This is a genomic window from Cryptosporangium japonicum, from assembly GCF_039524755.1.
Lineage (GTDB): Bacteria > Actinomycetota > Actinomycetes > Mycobacteriales > Cryptosporangiaceae > Cryptosporangium > Cryptosporangium japonicum.
Genome location: NZ_BAAAGX010000033.1, coordinates 64,269 through 80,018 on the forward strand (window position 1 = coordinate 64,269; position 15,750 = coordinate 80,018).

The 15,750-nt window shown below is 71.9% G+C and carries 14 protein-coding genes; 2 read left to right on the forward strand and 12 right to left on the reverse strand.

Annotation, left to right across the window (positions count from 1 at the left end; all coding sequences use genetic code 11):
* Window positions 1-62: 62 nt before the first annotated feature.
* The 8 genes from ABD437_RS35770 to ABD437_RS35805 all read right to left on the reverse strand — a co-directional run bounded on the left by ABD437_RS35770 (window position 63) and on the right by ABD437_RS35805 (window position 8,431).
* Window positions 63-779: a prepilin peptidase gene (locus tag ABD437_RS35770; protein ID WP_344653400.1), complete on the reverse strand. Its 717-nt coding sequence runs from the start codon at window positions 777-779 to the stop codon at window positions 63-65.
* Window positions 780-785: 6 nt separating this feature from the next.
* Window positions 786-1,604, reverse strand: coding sequence for a shikimate dehydrogenase (locus ABD437_RS35775; RefSeq protein ID WP_344653700.1), 819 nt, complete (start codon window positions 1,602-1,604; stop codon window positions 786-788).
* 121 nt (window positions 1,605-1,725) lie between these two features.
* Window positions 1,726-2,904 (reverse strand): endolytic transglycosylase MltG, encoded by a 1,179-nt coding sequence (gene mltG / locus ABD437_RS35780; protein ID WP_344653401.1) that lies wholly within the window; start codon window positions 2,902-2,904, stop codon window positions 1,726-1,728.
* On the reverse strand, window positions 2,901-3,353 hold the full coding sequence (ruvX, locus tag ABD437_RS35785) for a Holliday junction resolvase RuvX (protein ID WP_344653402.1): 453 nt from the start codon (window positions 3,351-3,353) through the stop codon (window positions 2,901-2,903). Before ruvX ends, mltG begins: the two co-directional genes overlap by 4 nt.
* Before the next feature lie 96 nt (window positions 3,354-3,449).
* Window positions 3,450-6,140, reverse strand: coding sequence for an alanine--tRNA ligase (gene alaS, locus ABD437_RS35790; protein WP_344653403.1), 2,691 nt, complete (start codon window positions 6,138-6,140; stop codon window positions 3,450-3,452).
* Between the two features lie 79 nt (window positions 6,141-6,219).
* On the reverse strand, window positions 6,220-6,471 hold the full coding sequence (locus ABD437_RS35795) for a hypothetical protein (RefSeq protein ID WP_344653404.1): 252 nt from the start codon (window positions 6,469-6,471) through the stop codon (window positions 6,220-6,222).
* On the reverse strand, window positions 6,471-6,896 hold the full coding sequence (locus ABD437_RS35800) for a DUF948 domain-containing protein (protein WP_035850600.1): 426 nt from the start codon (window positions 6,894-6,896) through the stop codon (window positions 6,471-6,473). The genes ABD437_RS35795 and ABD437_RS35800 overlap by 1 nt, the downstream gene beginning before the upstream one ends.
* 146 nt (window positions 6,897-7,042) lie before the next feature.
* The gene (locus tag ABD437_RS35805; RefSeq protein WP_425558317.1) at window positions 7,043-8,431 is read right to left on the reverse strand and encodes a replication-associated recombination protein A; all 1,389 of its coding nucleotides are present in this window, start codon (window positions 8,429-8,431) and stop codon (window positions 7,043-7,045) included.
* A gap of 104 nt (window positions 8,432-8,535) precedes the next feature.
* On the opposite strand from ABD437_RS35805, the gene ABD437_RS35810 reads away from it, so the two are divergent.
* Window positions 8,536-10,686 carry an MMPL family transporter gene (locus ABD437_RS35810; RefSeq protein ID WP_425558318.1) on the forward strand — a complete coding sequence of 717 codons (2,151 nt, stop codon included), beginning with the start codon at window positions 8,536-8,538 and terminating at the stop codon, window positions 10,684-10,686.
* Here the strand turns inward: ABD437_RS35810 and aspS are convergent.
* Genes aspS through ABD437_RS35825 form a run of 3 tightly spaced genes read right to left on the reverse strand, consistent with a single transcriptional unit; the run spans window position 10,641 to window position 14,349 of the window.
* Window positions 10,641-12,413 carry an aspartate--tRNA ligase gene (gene aspS / locus ABD437_RS35815; protein ID WP_425558319.1) on the reverse strand — a complete coding sequence of 591 codons (1,773 nt, stop codon included), beginning with the start codon at window positions 12,411-12,413 and terminating at the stop codon, window positions 10,641-10,643. The genes ABD437_RS35810 and aspS overlap by 46 nt on opposite strands.
* Window positions 12,410-13,669 carry a histidine--tRNA ligase gene (gene hisS, locus ABD437_RS35820; protein ID WP_344653405.1) on the reverse strand — a complete coding sequence of 420 codons (1,260 nt, stop codon included), beginning with the start codon at window positions 13,667-13,669 and terminating at the stop codon, window positions 12,410-12,412. The genes aspS and hisS overlap by 4 nt, the downstream gene beginning before the upstream one ends.
* Window positions 13,666-14,349, reverse strand: coding sequence for an MBL fold metallo-hydrolase (locus ABD437_RS35825; RefSeq protein ID WP_344653406.1), 684 nt, complete (start codon window positions 14,347-14,349; stop codon window positions 13,666-13,668). The genes hisS and ABD437_RS35825 overlap by 4 nt, the downstream gene beginning before the upstream one ends.
* A 199-nt stretch (window positions 14,350-14,548) precedes the next feature.
* On the opposite strand from ABD437_RS35825, the gene ABD437_RS35830 reads away from it, so the two are divergent.
* Window positions 14,549-15,373, forward strand: coding sequence for a peptidylprolyl isomerase (locus ABD437_RS35830; protein WP_344653407.1), 825 nt, complete (start codon window positions 14,549-14,551; stop codon window positions 15,371-15,373).
* Between the two features lie 207 nt (window positions 15,374-15,580).
* Here the strand turns inward: ABD437_RS35830 and ABD437_RS35835 are convergent, their stop codons facing one another.
* Window positions 15,581-15,748, reverse strand: coding sequence for a hypothetical protein (locus tag ABD437_RS35835; protein ID WP_344653408.1), 168 nt, complete (start codon window positions 15,746-15,748; stop codon window positions 15,581-15,583).
* Window positions 15,749-15,750 lie beyond the last annotated feature (2 nt).

The window sequence follows — 15,750 nt, forward strand, 5'->3', positions numbered from 1 at the left end:
CGCCGCGCCGCAAGGCCCTGTCCCGCAGTGTGACCACCGGATCCACCGCGTCCGGCCCGCCGTCAGCTCGACGTGCACAGGGCGGTGAGCGCTCCCGCCAGCAGGAAAGGGCCGAAGGCCAGGCGGTCGGTACGAGACAGACGGCGGGTGACCAGCAGGGCGGTGGCGGCGAGGCCGCCGTAGACGAAGCCGTAGGTGAGGCCGGCGCCCAGTTCCGGCCAGCCGTACCAGCCGAGGGCCGCGCCCAGCAGGCCGGTGAGCTTCACGTCGCCGTAGCCGAAGCCGGCCGGGACCACCACCGCGAGCAGGTACAGGACGCCGAACGCGACCGCGCCGGCCGCGGCCGCGCGCACCAGCGCTGCGGTGCCGGTGGCGCCGAGCAGCCCACCCGCGGCCAGCAGCGCGGCGAGGACGGGATAGGCCGGCAGGACGAGCGCGTCGGGCAGGCGGTGGGCCCGGACGTCGACCGCGGCCAGGACGAGGCCGAGCCCGGCCAGGAACACCAGGCCGACCAGCACCGGAGGCTCCGCCACCCACGCGAGCACCGCACCCAGCGCGGCCGCGCACACCCCCACCGCCGCGGACCCGGCCGCGAGGCGCACCGGGCCCGAACGCGCCCGGACGATCGGCACGGCCGCGGCGGCGGCCCGGGCCAGCGCGGGCTCACCGGCCACCGGACCGGTGGCCACCGTCGCCGTGCGTTCCAGCAGGTCGGCCAGCCACGGCCCGGCCGCTGCCGCCGCCGGCGCGACGAGCAGCACGCTGAGCAGCGGCTCCACCGGGTGCTACCGGGCCAGCGCCAGCGCGGCTCGCATCGCCTCGATGGGAGCCGGGCAGCCGGTCATCAGGCGGACCTGGTGGCCAGCCTGGTGCAGCAGCAGATCGAGCCCGGACACCACCCGGCAGCCGGCCGCGACCGCCGCGGTGGCCAGCGCGGTGGGCCACGGGTCGTAGACGACGTCGAACACCACCGCGGACGGGCGCAGGGCCGCGTGCGCGAGCGGGTCGGCCGCGCCCTTCGGGAGCGTGGAGATCACCAGGTCGGCGGCGGCCAGCCGGGCCGGGGCCTGGTCGAGCGGGCGGACGTCGAGCGGGAGGCCGAGCCGCTCGGCGGTGGTGCGCAGCTCCGCCGCGCGGTGGGGTGAGCGTACGAGCGCGGTGACCGGGCCGGTGGCCAGCGGGACGGGGCCGGCCAGGGCGGCCAGCGCGGCCTGGGCGGTGCCGCCCGCGCCGAGCAGCAGCGGGGCCGCCGCCGACCGCAGGCCGGCCTCGCGCAGCGCATCGGCCATGCCGGGCGCGTCGGTGTTCTCCGCGCGGCGCCGGCCGGGGGCCAGCAGCAGCGTGTTCGCCGCCCCGATGGCCGCCGCTTCCGGGCTGACCTCGGTGGCGACGTCGAGCGCGACCCGCTTCAGCGGCATCGTGAGCGACAGCCCGGCCCACTCCGGGCCGAGAGCGCCGACGAAGCCCGCCAGCCCGTCCTCGGCGCACTCGACCCGCGTGTACGTCCACGCCTCGAGGCCGAGCGCCGCGTACGCCGCACCGTGCAGCACCGGCGAGAGCGAATGCGCGATCGGCGACCCGAGCACCGCGGCCCGCCGCACCACCGCCGCTACCGGCTCGACCGAAGCCCCCGCCGAGGGCGCTGAAGAGAACGTAGGCACGCGCTCACAGTAGGCGCTTCCCCGCGCACCCCGCCGACGCCGTCCACAGGCCTGCGGCACGCCGTCAGCAGCGACCGACCGCCCGGCACTTCTCGATGTTGGCCAGGTGCTGGTTGTAGTCGCTCGTGAACGACGAGTGCCCGTCCTTGGACGTCACCACGAAGTACGTCCAGTCGCCCGGCTCCGGGTTCGCGGCCGCCTTCAGCGCGGCGTCACCCGGGTTGCCGATCGGCGTCGGCGGCAGGCCCTGCACCCGGTCCACGTGGGTGCTGTAGTTGTTGTCCGGGTCCTTCAGTTCGGCGTCGGTGACGATCTTCTTCCGGCCCTTGCCGGTGATGATCAGCCAGTACTGGGTCGTCGAGTCGAACTGCAGGTAGGTCAGCGCGCCGGTCTTCTCGCTCAGCCGGTTGTAGATGACCCGCGAGACCTTGCCGAAGTCGTCGTCGATGCCTTCCTGCTCGATCAGCGACGCGATCGTCAGCATCTGCCACTCGGTGACGCCGAGCTCCTGCGCCTTCTGCGCGAGCTCGTCCTTGGTCGCGGCCTGCACGGCCAGCTTGACCATCTCCTGCAGCAGGCTCTGCGCGGTCTCCTTGCCGGTGAGCTCGTACGTCGACGGGAACAGGAAGCCCTCGAGCACCAGCTTGTCGGGGCTGGGGCCGCCCCACTCGGGCACGCCGAGCGCGGCCGGGTCCTTCACGGCCTCCTGGAAGTCCTCCAGCGGGATGCTGGTGGCCTTGGCCAGGATCGGCAGGATCTCCACCACGGCGAGACCCTCGGGGATCGTCACCTTCGGGCCGCTCTCCCGGTTGGCACGGTCCATCAAGATCGCGAGGGCGTCTTCCGCCTTCATCTGCTTCTTGAGCTTGTAGTTGCCCGGCTGCAACGCCGACGTGGAGTCGGGGTTGTCGGCCGCCGCGTTGACGAACGCCTTCGCGCTCGCCACGACGTCGTTCTCGAAGAGCGTGTTGGCGATGTCGGTGACGTTGTCACCCTGGTTGATGACGATCGTCACCGCGCCGCTGCCCGGACCCGGGTAGTCGTCGGCGGTGAAGAAGTCACGCACCTTGGTGATGCCGTACCAACCACCGAACGCGAGCCCGCCGAGCACCGCGACCACAACCGCCAGAGCCACTAACGTCCGGCCGCCACTGCGTTCCTTCTTGCGGCGGTGACGTCCGGGATTGCCCGGGCCGTAGCCGCCGGACTCATCCGTGAACGGCACGAGGTCGAGGTCGTTCACGGTTGATCCGCACTCCGCTCCGCGTCCAACCAGGCCTGGAGGATGAGTACCGCGGCGGCCTGGTCCACCACGGCTCGGTGCTTCTTCCCGCGTACGCCCCTCTGAGAGAGAGTACGTCCCGCGATGACCGTCGTCAGCCGTTCATCGGACAACTCGACCGGCACCGGGTGCGGAGAATCACCCAGCCGTTCGGCCAAAAGGGCAGCGTACTCGCGGGCGGCCACCGCGGCCGCGCCCTCGGCGCCGGAGAGCGAGCGGGGCAGGCCGACGACGACCTCGATCGCCTCGTACTCGGCGACCAGCGCCACGATCCGGTCCAGGTCGGTTCCGGAACGCTGATCCCGGCGGACCGTCTCGACCGGGGACGCGAGGATTCCGGACGGGTCGCTCGCCGCGACACCGACCCGCACCGAACCGACGTCGACGCCGATCCTGACACCACGTTTCACGGGTGTGAACCCCGAGAGCGCTTCCACATCACAGATTGTGCCCTATCGGCCATCCGGGCCTGGTTCGCAAGCGCGAACCAGGCCCGAATAAAAAACTCACGCAGACGCCACCAGCTCGGAAATCGACGCCAGCACGCTCGGCGCGGCGTCGGCCGGCACACCGCCGCCCTGCGCCAGGTCGTCGCTGCCGCCACCGCGGCCCGACAACGCGCCCTTGACCAGCGCGGACGCCGAGATCCCCCGGTCGCGCGCGGCCTGGTTGACCGCGACGACGAGCGACGCCTTGCCGTTCGCGCGGGCCGCGACCGCCACCACACCCGGCCGGTCGGCGCCGAGGCGGCCCCGGATCTCCTGCGCCAGCGAGCGCACGTCGTTCCCGGCCGTGCCCTCCGGCGCCTCGATGGCCGCCACCGCGACCCCGTTCACGTCCGCGGCGCGCGACGCGACGTCACCGGCGCCGCTCAGCACGGCCGCCGCACGCAGCTTCTCGAGCTCGCGCTCGGCGTCACGCAGCTGGGCGACGACCGACGCGACCCGGTCGGGCAGCTCGTCGGGCTTGGCCTTGAACTGCTCGGCCAGCTTGGAGACGAGCAGGTGCTCCTTCGCGAGGAACCGGAACGCGTCCAGGCCCACCAGCGCCTCGACCCGGCGCACGCCGGACCCGATCGACGCCTCGGAGAGCAGCTTGACGACGCCGAGCTGGCCGGAGCGCGCCGCGTGCGTGCCACCGCACAGCTCGCGGGCGTACTCGCCGACCTCGACGACCCGGACCTCGTCGCCGTACTTCTCGCCGAACAGCGCCATCGCGCCGATCCGCCGCGCCTCGGCCTGCGAGGTGATGAACGCGCGCACCTCGAGGTCGTCGAGCAGCACCGCGTTGACCTCGTCCTCGACGTCGGAGAGCACCGACTGCGGCACCGCGCCCGGCGTGTTGAAGTCGAAGCGCAGGCGCCCGGGCGCGTTCAGCGAACCGGCCTGGGTGGCCGACTCCCCGAGCGCGCCCCGGATCGCGGTGTGGATCAGGTGCGTCGCGGTGTGCGCGCGCGAGATCGCCCGGCGGCGGTCGACGTCGATCGTCGCCAGCACCGGGTCGTCGACCTTGATCTCCCCGTCGACGACCGTGCCGCGGTGCACGTACAGGCCCGGCAGCGGCTGCTGGACGTCGAACACGTCGAGCTTGCCGGCCGGCGTGACGATCACACCCTGGTCGGGCTGCTGGCCACCGCCCTCGGCGTAGAACGGAGTGGCGTCGAGGACGACCTCGACCTCCTCGCCCTGGCCGGCGCCGCTGCGCACCGCGCCGTCCTTGCCGACGATGCCGCCGATCCGCGCCTCGCGCTCCACCTCGAGGTAGCCGGTGAAGTTCGTCGGGCCGGTGCGGTCGAGGATCGAGCGCAGCACCGAGGTGTCGGCGTGGCCGGTCTTGCGCGCCTGCGCGTCGGCCTTGGCCCGCTGCCGCTGCTCGGTCATGAGCCGGCGGAAGCCCTCTTCGTCGACGGTGAGGCCCTGCTCGGCCGCCATCTCGAGGGTGAGGTCGATCGGGAAGCCGTACGTGTCGTGCAGCTGGAACGCCGACGCGCCGGAGAGCTGCGAGCCCCCGCTGGACTTGGTCGAGGCGACCGCGGTGTCCAAGATGGTGGTTCCCGAGCGCAGCGTCGTGCGGAACGCGTCCTCCTCGGCGTAGGCGTAGCCGGCGATGCGCGTGTAGTCGGTCTCGACCTCGGGATAGGACGCCTTCATCGCGTCCCGGGCCACCGGGAACAGCTCCGGGAACGACGGGTCCTCGTAGCCGAGCAGACGCATCGAGCGCACCGCGCGGCGCAGGATGCGGCGCAGCACGTAACCGCGGCCCTCGTTGCCGGGCGTGACCCCGTCGCCGATCAGCATCAGCGCGGTGCGCACGTGGTCGGCGACGACGCGCAGCCGGACGTCGTCCGGGTTGGGGTGACCGTCGTGCTGCTCGTGGGCCGGGTACTTCTTGCCCGACAGCGCCGCCGCGCGATCCAGGATCGGGCGGACCTCGTCGACCTCGTAGAAGTTGTCGACGCCCTGCAGCAGGAACGCGACGCGCTCCATGCCCATGCCGGTGTCGATGTTCTGGGCCGGCAGGTCACCGAGGATCGGGTAGTCGGTCTTGCCCTGACCCGGCCCCCGCTCGTACTGCATGAAAACGAGGTTCCAGAACTCCAGGTACCGGTCGCCGTCGGGCTCGACCCCGGGCGTGTTCACGTACTCGGGGCCGTACTCCGGGCCGCGGTCGATCAGGATCTCCGAGCACGGACCGCACGGCCCGGGCACACCCATCGACCAGAAGTTCGGGCCCTTGCCGAGCCGGATGATGCGCGACTCGGGGACGCCGACCTCGTTGTGCCAGAGCCGGTACGCCTCGTCGTCCTCCTCGTAGACCGAGACCCACAGCTTCGACTCGTCGAAGCCGTACCCACCGTCGGCGATCGAGTTGGTGACCAGCTCCCAGGCGTAGCGGATCGCTCCGTCCTTGAAGTAGTCCCCGAAGCTGAAGTTGCCGTTCATCTGGAAGAACGACCCGTGCCGGGTGGTCTTGCCGACCTCGTCGATGTCGAGCGTCCGGACGCACTTCTGGACGCTGGTGGCCCGCGGGTACGGGGGCGTCACCTGACCGAGGAAGTACGGCTTGAACGGCACCATGCCCGCGTTGACGAACAGCAGGTTGGGGTCGTCGGCGATCAGCCCCGCGCTCGGGACCACGGTGTGGCCGCGGTTCGCGAAGTGATCGAGGAAGCGTTGCCGGATCTCAGAGGTCTTCATCGCCAGGTGTCCGTCGGTTCCGATAGGGGGTACTCCGTCCCGACACTATCTCTCGCCGGGACGCGGAGGCGCTGCCCAATTAGGGCGCGCGGTGGGCTCCACCCTCGGTGGTGCCTTCCTGCAGTGCGCGGGTCAGCTCGACCTCGTGCTCGGCCATCGCGACGCGCGCGTCCTCGAGGAAGTCGCGCACCGAGTCGAGCAGGCCGATCGCCGAGCCGCGGGCGGAATTCGCCAGACCCTTCGGGCTGTAGGCCTCCGCGGTCCGGCTGATCTTCCGGACGACGAGGATGCCGACCGCGGCGCCGACGCCGATCCAGAACAGCCGCCGCATCAGGCGCCCCTCCGCCGCTTCTTGAGCTCGTCGCGGATCTCCCGCTCGACCTCGGTGGCCTTGCGCGCACGCAGCGCGGACCGCACGCCGTAGCTGAACGCCGCGGCCTTCACCAGCGGGCCGGAGACGGTGGCGCCGAACAGGGTCGTGACCTGGGCGATGCTGCCGGTCACGGCGCCGACGTGGTCGGTGAGCGTGTCGACCTTGTCGAGCTGGTGGTTCACACCGCCCAGCGTCTGGTTCACGCCTTCGACCGTCACGTGGGCGCTGGCCAGGATCGGCACCGCCTGCTCGGTGATGTCGGTGATGGCCTTGGTGGCCGCGTCGACCGTGCGGCCGAGCTTGATCAGCGGCACGGCGAGCGCACCGACCAGAAGGACGAACGCAACGGCGGCGATGATGGCCGCGATTCCGCCGAGAGACACCGGCGAGTCTCCTTGGATGAGTGGGCTCGGGGTGAACAGACCCTACCGCCTGCGGCGATCACGCTCAGCGCAGGACCCGGTGTGGCGCACGAGACGCCCCGGTCGTGAGTAAACCGTCCAACCCGGGGAACCCTTCGGCGCCGACGTCAGGACGCGTCGGGGGTGCCGCGGACCACGGCGCGGATGCGGTCGAGGCGTTCGGCGATCGGACGTTCGGCACCGCGCCGGGTGGGCCGGTAGTAGTCGCGCCCGATCAGCTCGTCCGGCACGTACTGCTGCGCCACGACGCCGGCCGGGTCGTCGTGCGGGTACTTGTAGCCCTTGCCGTGGCCCAGCGATTTCGCCCCGGGGTAGTGGGCGTCGCGCAGCGCGGGCGGCACGGTGCCGGTCTTACCGGCCGCGACGTCGCCCAGCGCGGCGCTGATCGCGGTGGTGACCGCGTTCGACTTCGGAGCGGTGGCGCAGTGCACCACCGCGTGCGCGAGCGTGAGCTGACCTTCGGGCAGGCCGATCAGCTGGACGGTCTGGGCGGCGGCGACCGCGGTCTGCAGCGCGGTGGGGTCGGCCATGCCGATGTCCTCGCTGGCGAAGATCATCAGCCGCCGGGCGATGAAGCGCGGGTCCTCCCCCGCGGTGAGCATCCGCGCCAGCCAGTGCAGCGCGGCGTCGACGTCGGAGCCGCGCATGCTCTTGATGAACGCGCTGGTGACGTCGTAGTGCGCGTCGCCGTCGCGGTCGTAGCGCACCGCCGCCTTGTCCACCGCGGCCTCGGCGGTGGCCAGGTCGATCTCCGCGCGCGCCGCGGCCAGTGCGGCGTCGGCGGCGGCCTCCAGCGCGGTGAGCGAGCGTCGCGCGTCGCCGGCGGCCAGCCGGACCAGGTGGTCCTCGGCCTCGGAAGCCAGCTGGACGCGACCGTCGAGGCCGCGGGGGTCGGTCACCGCGCGGCGGAGCAGTTCGCGGATGTCGGCCTCGTCGAGCGGCATCAGCGTGAGCAGCAGCGAGCGCGACAGCAGCGGCGCCACGACCGCGAACGACGGGTTCTCGGTGGTGGCCGCCACCAGCGTGACCGTGCGGTCCTCGACCGCGGCCAGCAGCGAGTCCTGCTGGGTCTTGGAGAACCGGTGCACCTCGTCGACGAACAACACCGTGTAGACGCCCCGGCGGCGTTCGAGCTTGGCCTGCTCGATCACCGCACGCACGTCCTTCACCCCGGCCGAGAGCGCGGAGAGCGCGACGAACCGGCGCGAGGTGGCCCGCGAGACCAGGTGCGCGATCGTGGTCTTCCCGGCACCCGGCGGCCCCCAGAGGATCACCGAGAGCGGTGCGTCGCCCTCGACCAGCCGGCGCAGCGGCGACCCCGGCGCGAGCAGGTGACGCTGCCCGACCAGCTCGTCGAGCGTCCGTGGCCGCATCCGCACGGCCAGCGGCGCGTGCGGGTCGACGCGGTCGGCGTCCACCGCGCCCGCGATCCGGGCCGGGCGCGGAGCGGGCGCCGGGTCCTCCGCGAGCCCGTCGAACAAACTTTCGGTCTCCACGGTCCCGACCTTATCCACGGTTGATTCCCCGGACGGCGACGCGGGGAACGGCTTACCCTGCTGTTCCACCAGTGAACGGTGGCAACGTCGCCGGGAGTCCCGATTTGTTCGCGCGTCTCGGGCGGTTCTGTTACCGCCGCCGCAAGCTCGTGGTCGTGCTCTGGCTGGTCGTGTTCGTCGCCGGCATCGCGAACACCGGCCGGGTCACCGACCGGCTCGGCGGCGGCCAGCAGGCGTCGGAGTCGATGGAGTCGGTCCTGGCCGCGCGGCTGCTCACCGACCACTCGGAGTTCGGCGGCCGGGTCTCCGCGGTCGTCGAGGGCACCGACCTGAGGGGCCGGATCGTCGGAGCCCGCGACGACCTGGGCCGCGTCGACGGCGTCGGCCGGGTGCTCGACCCGTTCTCCCCGCACCTGCCCGAGGCGGGCCGGGCCCTGTTCGTCGCCGACGACCGCGGCGCCGTCCTGGTCGTCGTCGACATGGAACGGAACCTGTCGGTCGACGAGCAGCACCGCACCGAAGAGGCGATCGCCGCTCGCCTGCACGCGGTCCCCGGCGCGCGGGTGACGGTCGGCGGACCCGCGCTGCTGCAGCGCGAGATCAACGAGCAGACCCGACGCGACACCGAGAAGGGCGAACTGATCGCGTTGCCGCTGACGCTGCTCGCGATGGTGGCGATCTTCGGGGGCGCGGTGGCGGCGGGCATCCCGATCGTCGGTGCGCTGGCGTCGATCGCGTGCGGCATGCTCGTGATGCTGGGACTGCAGCGGCTGATGGACCTGGACCCGAACGTGCTGTCGGTGAGCACGGTGCTGGCACTCGGCCTGTCGATCGACTACGCGCTGCTCATGGTCAACCGGTTCCGCGAGGAGCGGTACGCCGGGCGCACGGTGCCCGCGGCGATCGAGCGGACGGTCGCGTCGGCGGGGCGCACGATCACGTTCTCCGCGCTCACGGTCGCGCTCTCGCTGGCCGGGCTGTTCGTGTTCCCCAGCCCGATCTTCCGCGGCATCGGCTCGGCCGGCGTCGGCGTCGTGCTGTTCGCGCTGATCGCCGGCGTGACGCTCGTGCCGGCGCTGCTCGGGATGGCGTCCCGGCGCGTCGGCGTCGGGAGACACCGTCCGGAGCGGCCCAGCGACGACGGCACGTTCGCCCGCCTGGCCCGGCTCACGCGTCGCCGCCCGCTGGTCGCGACCGTGCTGCTCACCGCGGCGCTGCTGGCCACCGGCGCCCCGTTCGCGTCGGTGACGTTCGTGAACAGCAGCGCGAACCTGCTGCCCGAGGGCTTCGAGGCCCGACGCTTCGCCGAGCTCACCGCCGAGCGGTTCCCCGGCCAGGGCGCCCCGCCGATCACGATCGTGGCGAGCACGAGCCGCAGCGAGTTGGCGCTCTGGGCGGCGGAACTGGAGCGCGACGACGACGACATCGCCCGGGTTCTGCCGCCGACCCAGGTCACCGCGGGCCTGTCCAGCATCGACGTCGTGCCGGAGGCGAGCGAGCACGACCGGATCGGACGGCAGCTCGTCACCCGGATCCGGGCCGACCAGCCGTCGTTCCGGATCTGGGTCACCGGCGAGACCGCGGTGCTGGTGGACTTCCTCGACGAGGTGCGCCGGTACGCGCCGTGGGCGGTGACGCTGATGGTGGTGGCGACGTTCGTGCTGCTGTTCGCGATGACCGGTTCGCTGCTGGTGCCGGTCAAGGCGCTGGTGATGAACGTGCTGTCGCTGGCGGCGTCGTTCGGGGCGCTGAAGCTGATCTTCCAGGACGGGTACCTGCACGGGTACCTGGGTTTCACGCCCACCGGCGGGCTGGAGCCGTTCGTGCCGGTGCTGGTGTTCTGCTTCGCGTTCGGGCTCTCGATGGACTACGAGGTGTTCCTGCTCTCACGCATCACGGAACTGCGTGACGCCGGGATGGACAACGACCGCGCGGTCGAGATCGGACTGCAGCGGTCGGGCAAGATCATCACGTCCGCGGCGCTGCTGATGATCATCGTGTTCGCCGGGTTCGCGGTGGGGCGGATGCTCGCGATCAAGGAGCTGGGCGTCGCGATGGCGATCGCGGTGGCCGTCGACGCCACCGTCGTGCGGTGCCTGCTGGTACCGGCGACGATGGCGCTGCTCGGCGAGGCGAACTGGTGGGCGCCGAAGCCGTTGCGGCGCCTCCACGAGCGGTACGGGCTCCGGGAGGCGCCGCCGGCGGAACGTCAGGCCTTCGACGGCTTCCCGTCGACGCCGGCTTCCTTGCGCTGACGCGGGGAGATCGGCGCCGGCGCACCGGTCAGCGGGTCGCCACCGGAGCCCAGCTTCGGGAAGGCGATGACGTCACGGATCGACTCCACGCCGGCCAGCAGCGCGCAGAGCCGGTCCCAGCCGAGCGCGATACCGCCGTGCGGCGGCGCGCCGTACTTGAACGCCTCGAGCAGGAAGCCGAACTTGCCCTGCTGGTCCTCCTCGGTGAGGCCCAGGACCTCGAACACCCGCTCCTGGACCTTTCGGTCGTGGATACGGATCGAGCCGCCGCCGATCTCGTTGCCGTTGAGCACGATGTCGTAGGCCCAGGCCAGCGCTTCGCCGGGGGCCTCTTCGAACTTGTCGATCCACTCCGCGTTGGGCGAGGTGAACGGGTGGTGCACGGCTGTCCAGTTGCCCTGCGCGCCCTCGACGCCGATCTCGCCGCCGCCGACCGGCTCGAACATCGGCGCGTCGACGACCCAGAGGAACTCCCAGCGGGACTCGTCGATCAGCTTCCCGCGGCGGCCGATCTCCAGCCGGGCCGCGCCGAGCAGCTCCAGCGTTCCGGACCGCTCCCCCGCGCCGAAGAACACCGCGTCGCCGGGCTTCGCGCCGACGGCGTCGGCCAGCCCGGCCAGGTGCTCCTCGGACAGGTTCTTGGCCACCGGGCCGCGGGGCTCGCCGGTCTCGGCGTCGAACAGCACGTAGGCCAGGCCCTTCGCGCCGCGCGCGCGGGCCCACTCCTGCCAGCCGTCGAGCTCCTTGCGCGTCTGCGCCGCGCCGCCGGGCATCACGACCGCACCGACGTGCGCGGCCTGGAACACCCGGAAGCTGGTGCCGGCGAAGTACGACGTGAGGTCGACGAGCTCCTGACCGAATCGGACGTCGGGCTTGTCGGAGCCGTACCGGGTCATCGCCTCGGCGTAGGTGAGGCGCGGCAGCGGCAGCGGGATCTCGTACCCGGCCACCTCACGCCAGATCGCCGACACGACCGCCTCGCCGACCTCGATCACGTCGTCCTGGGTGACGAACGACATCTCGATGTCGAGCTGGGTGAACTCCGGCTGCCGGTCGGCGCGGAAGTCCTCGTCCCGGTAGCAGCGGGCGATCTGGTAGTACCGCTCCATCCCGGCCACCATGAGCAGCTGCTTGAACAGCTGCGGCGACTGGGGCAGCGCGTACCAGGAGCCCGGCTGCAGGCGCGCGGGCACCAGGAAGTCGCGGGCGCCCTCCGGCGTCGAGCGGGTCAGCGTCGGCGTCTCGATCTCGAAGAACTCCCGCTCGCCCAGTTCGCGCCGGGCGATGGCGCTCACCTTGCTGCGCAGCCGCAGCGCCGCGGCCTGCTGGGCGCGACGCAGGTCGAGGTAGCGGTACTTGAGGCGGGCCTCCTCGCCGACCTCGCCGGCGGACTGGCCGTCGATCGGGAACGGCAGCGGAGCGGCCTCGCTCAGCACGGTGAGCTCGTTCGCCACCACCTCGATCGCGCCGGTGGGCAGGTCGGGGTTCTCGTTGCCCTCCGGACGCGGGCGCACCTCGCCGGTGACGCGGATGCAGAACTCCGACCGGAGCGCGTGCCCCTCCTCCTCGCGCAGGACGACCTGGACGTAGCCGGAGGCGTCCCGGAGGTCGACGAAGATGACCCCACCGTGGTCACGGCGGCGGGCCACCCACCCGGAGAGGGTGACGGTCTGCCCCGCGTGCTCGGCACGCAGCGCGCCGGCCTTATGGGTGCGGTAGGTGGTCACGACAGGAGCTCCTTGACGGTGCGGGCGAGGTCGGTCAGCGGTACGGCCCGCTGCTCGGCGGTGGTCAGGTCTTTCAGCTGCGCGGTGCCCTCGGCGAGGTCGCGCTCCCCCAGGACGATCGCGTAGCGGGCGCCGGAACGGTCGGCGGCCTTCATGGCGCCCTTGAGGCTCTTGCCACCGAACGCGAAGTCGGCGGGGACGTCCTCGTCACGCAGCTCGGTGAGGAGCCGCATCCCCCGGCGTCGGGCCTCGTCGCCGAGCGGCACCACGAACGCCCGGACCTTGGCCGGCGGTTCGCCGATCAGGCCCTCGGCACGCAGCGCCAACAGCGTCCGGTCGATGCCGACCGCGTAGCCGATGCCGGACACGTCCGGGCCGCCGAGCTCCTTGGAGAGCCCGTCGTACCGGCCGCCGCCGCCGATCGCCGACTGCGCGCCGAGCCCGTTGTGGACGAACTCGTACGTCGTCTTCGTGTAGTAGTCGAGGCCCCGGACGAGTTTCGGGGTCTCGATCCAGTGCACGCCGAGGTTGCGCAGGTGCTCGCGGACCTCGTCGTAGTGCTGCTGGCAGCCGTCGCAGAGGTGGTCGACCATCAGCGGCGCGTCGGTGAGCTGCGCGGCGACCTCGGGGCGCTTGTCGTCGAGCACGCGCAGCGGGTTGATCGCGGCCCGGCGGCGGGTCTCCTCGTCGAGGTCGAGACCGGCCAGGAACTCCTGGAGCTTCTCCCGGTACTGCGGGCGGCAGTTCGCGTCACCCAGCGACGTGAGCTGCAGTTCGAAGTTGGTCAGCCCGAGTTTCCGGAAGCCCTCGACCCCCAGGGCCACCACTTCGGCGTCCAGCGCCGGGTCGTCGACGCCGAGCGCCTCCATGTCGACCTGGGTGAAGTGCCGGTACCGGCCGGCCTGCGGGCGCTCGTAGCGGAAGTTCGACCCGACCGCGTACAGCTTCACCGGCAGCTGCCCGGCGTACAGCTTGTGCTCGATGAACGCACGCATCAGGCCCGCGGTGAGCTCGGGCCGCAGCGTCAGCGACCGTCCTCCCCGGTCGGTGAACGTGTACATCTCCTTGCTGACGACGTCGGTCGACTCGCCGACGCCCCGCGCGAACAGCGCGGTGTCCTCGAAGACCGGCGTCTCGACGTAGCCGTAGCCGGCCCGGCGCAGCGGCGCGGTGAGGGCGTCCCGCACGGCGAGGAACGCCGCGGAGTCGGGGGGAAGGGTGTCGAAGGTGCCCTTCGGAGCGGTAAAGCCTGTCACAGTCCGGTCCTCGGCAGGTCAGTGGCCACTTGCAGCAGATAGGGGTTCGTGGCGCGCTCGCGCGCGATAGTGGTGTCGGGGCCGTGGCCCGGCTTCACCACGGTGGCGTCGTCCATCGGCAGCACGACTCTCGCGAGCGACTCAAGCATGGCCTGGGCGCTGCCGCCGGGCAGGTCCACCCGGCCGATCGAGCCGGCGAACAGCAGGTCACCGGAGAACAGCACCGGGGCGTCCGGCGTCTCGACGCCGAACACCAGCGAGCCCGGGGTGTGGCCCGGAGCGAGCGTGGTGGTGATCTCCACCCCGGCCAGCGTGATCGTCTCCCCGTCGGCGAGCGCTTTGACGTCGCTCGGCTCGGTGTACTCGAGACCGAACATCGGCGTGCCCTTCGGCGCCCCGATGTAACTCCACGGATCGGCCAGCTGGTCGGCGTCGGCCGGGTGGATGTAGGCGGGGATGTCCTTCGCGCCGCAGACCGGGGCCACCGAGAACGTGTGGTCGATGTGACCGTGGGTGAGGATCACGGCCGCCGGATGGAGCCGATGCTTGGTCAGGACGTCCTCGAGCTGGTCGACCACGCCGATCCCCGGATCGATGATCACGCACTGCTCGCCGGCCGCGGGGGCCACGATCCAGCAGTTGGTGCCGAGTGCGGGGGCCGGAAATCCGGCGATGAGCACGAGAGTCCTTTCTTCGGGCCTGTTTGTACCAGCCTACCGATGGTGATGGGCGGGGGCCGACCGCGTTTCTCCCGCGGGGTATCAGTCCCTTCCCTAAGGGCGCGCCGTACACTCGGCCGCACGCGCGGGCCCAGGCCCGCCTCGCGCGGGTCTCCTCGGCCCGCCCCTGCGAGCCCAGGACCCGAACGGAGAGCACGGAGTGCCGACGAAGGATCGCCAGCGGCAGCTGGCCCGCGCCAAACTCGAACGGCAGATGGCCCGGCGGGCCGCGGCGGCCAAGCGGCGCCGTCAGACCCAGGCCGCCGTGGGTGCGGGCCTCGCGCTCCTGCTCGTGGTCGTCGGCGTGGGCTTCCTGGTCGCGAACCTGAGTGGTGACGACGACAAGAAGTCCTCCGGTACCGCCACCGAGGCCGCCTCCGGCCCGAAGTGCGACTACCAGAAGGCCGACAGCAGCACCGGCCAGGTAAAGGACGTCGGCACGCCGCCGACCACGAACGTTCCCGAGACCGGGACGCGCACGGTCACGATGGCGACGAGCATCGGCGAGATCGACTTCACGCTCGACCAGGCCGCCGCGCCGTGCACCAGCAACAGCTTCGCGTTCCTCGCGGGCAAGAAGTTCTACGACAAGACGTCGTGCCACCGGCTGACGACGGCCGGCATCTTCGTCCTGCAGTGCGGTGACCCGTTCGCCGACGGAACCGGTGGCCCGGCGTACCGCTACGGCACCGAGAACCTGCCCACCAACCAGCACCCGCCGTACCCGGCCGGCACCATCGCGATGGCGAAGTCGTCCGAGGCGATCTCGGTCGGTTCGCAGTTCTTCATCGTGTACAAGGACATCCCGGACGGGTCGCTCGGGGCCGACTACACCGTGGTCGGGAAGGTCACGAAGGGCCTCGACCTGGTCGCGAAGGCCGCCGAGAAGGGCGTCACGCCCGCCGACCCCAGCAACCCGGGTGACGGCAAGCCCAAGCAGGCCGTCACGATCAACACCCTGACGGTGTCACCCGCGGCCGGCTGACCCCCGCGGCGTTTCCGGGCGACACGTTTCCGGGCCTACGACCACTTCTCGGGCCAACCCGGGCCAGCGAAGGCCCGACAACTCGTCGTAGGGCCGAGAACTTGCCGTGGGGCCGGGCTCGCGACCCCGGGCGCAACGCGCGAGTGCCCGCACGCCGCGGCGTGCGGGCACTCCGGGAGGGCGAGCCCTTGGTGACCCGAGGCAGAGCTAGCCCTGCTGGGCGATGTCCGGCGCGGGGTCCGGCGCCGGGGCGGTCGTCTCCTGGAGCGAACCCGTCTCGCGGAACGTCTCCAGGCCGACGATCTTCGCCCGGACCTTCCCGGGCTCCAGCGGCTCACCCGCGACCTTGCTGGGCAACCTGCGCTCGATGCTCATAG

Coding starts and splice junctions, on each gene's coding strand:
- alaS (WP_344653403.1), bottom strand. CDS start 6,140: ATGAAGACCTCTGAGATCCGGCAACGCTTCCTCGATCACTTCGCGAAC.
- ABD437_RS35795 (WP_344653404.1), bottom strand. CDS start 6,471: ATGCGGCGGCTGTTCTGGATCGGCGTCGGCGCCGCGGTCGGCATCCTC.
- ABD437_RS35835 (WP_344653408.1), bottom strand. CDS start 15,748: ATGAGCATCGAGCGCAGGTTGCCCAGCAAGGTCGCGGGTGAGCCGCTG.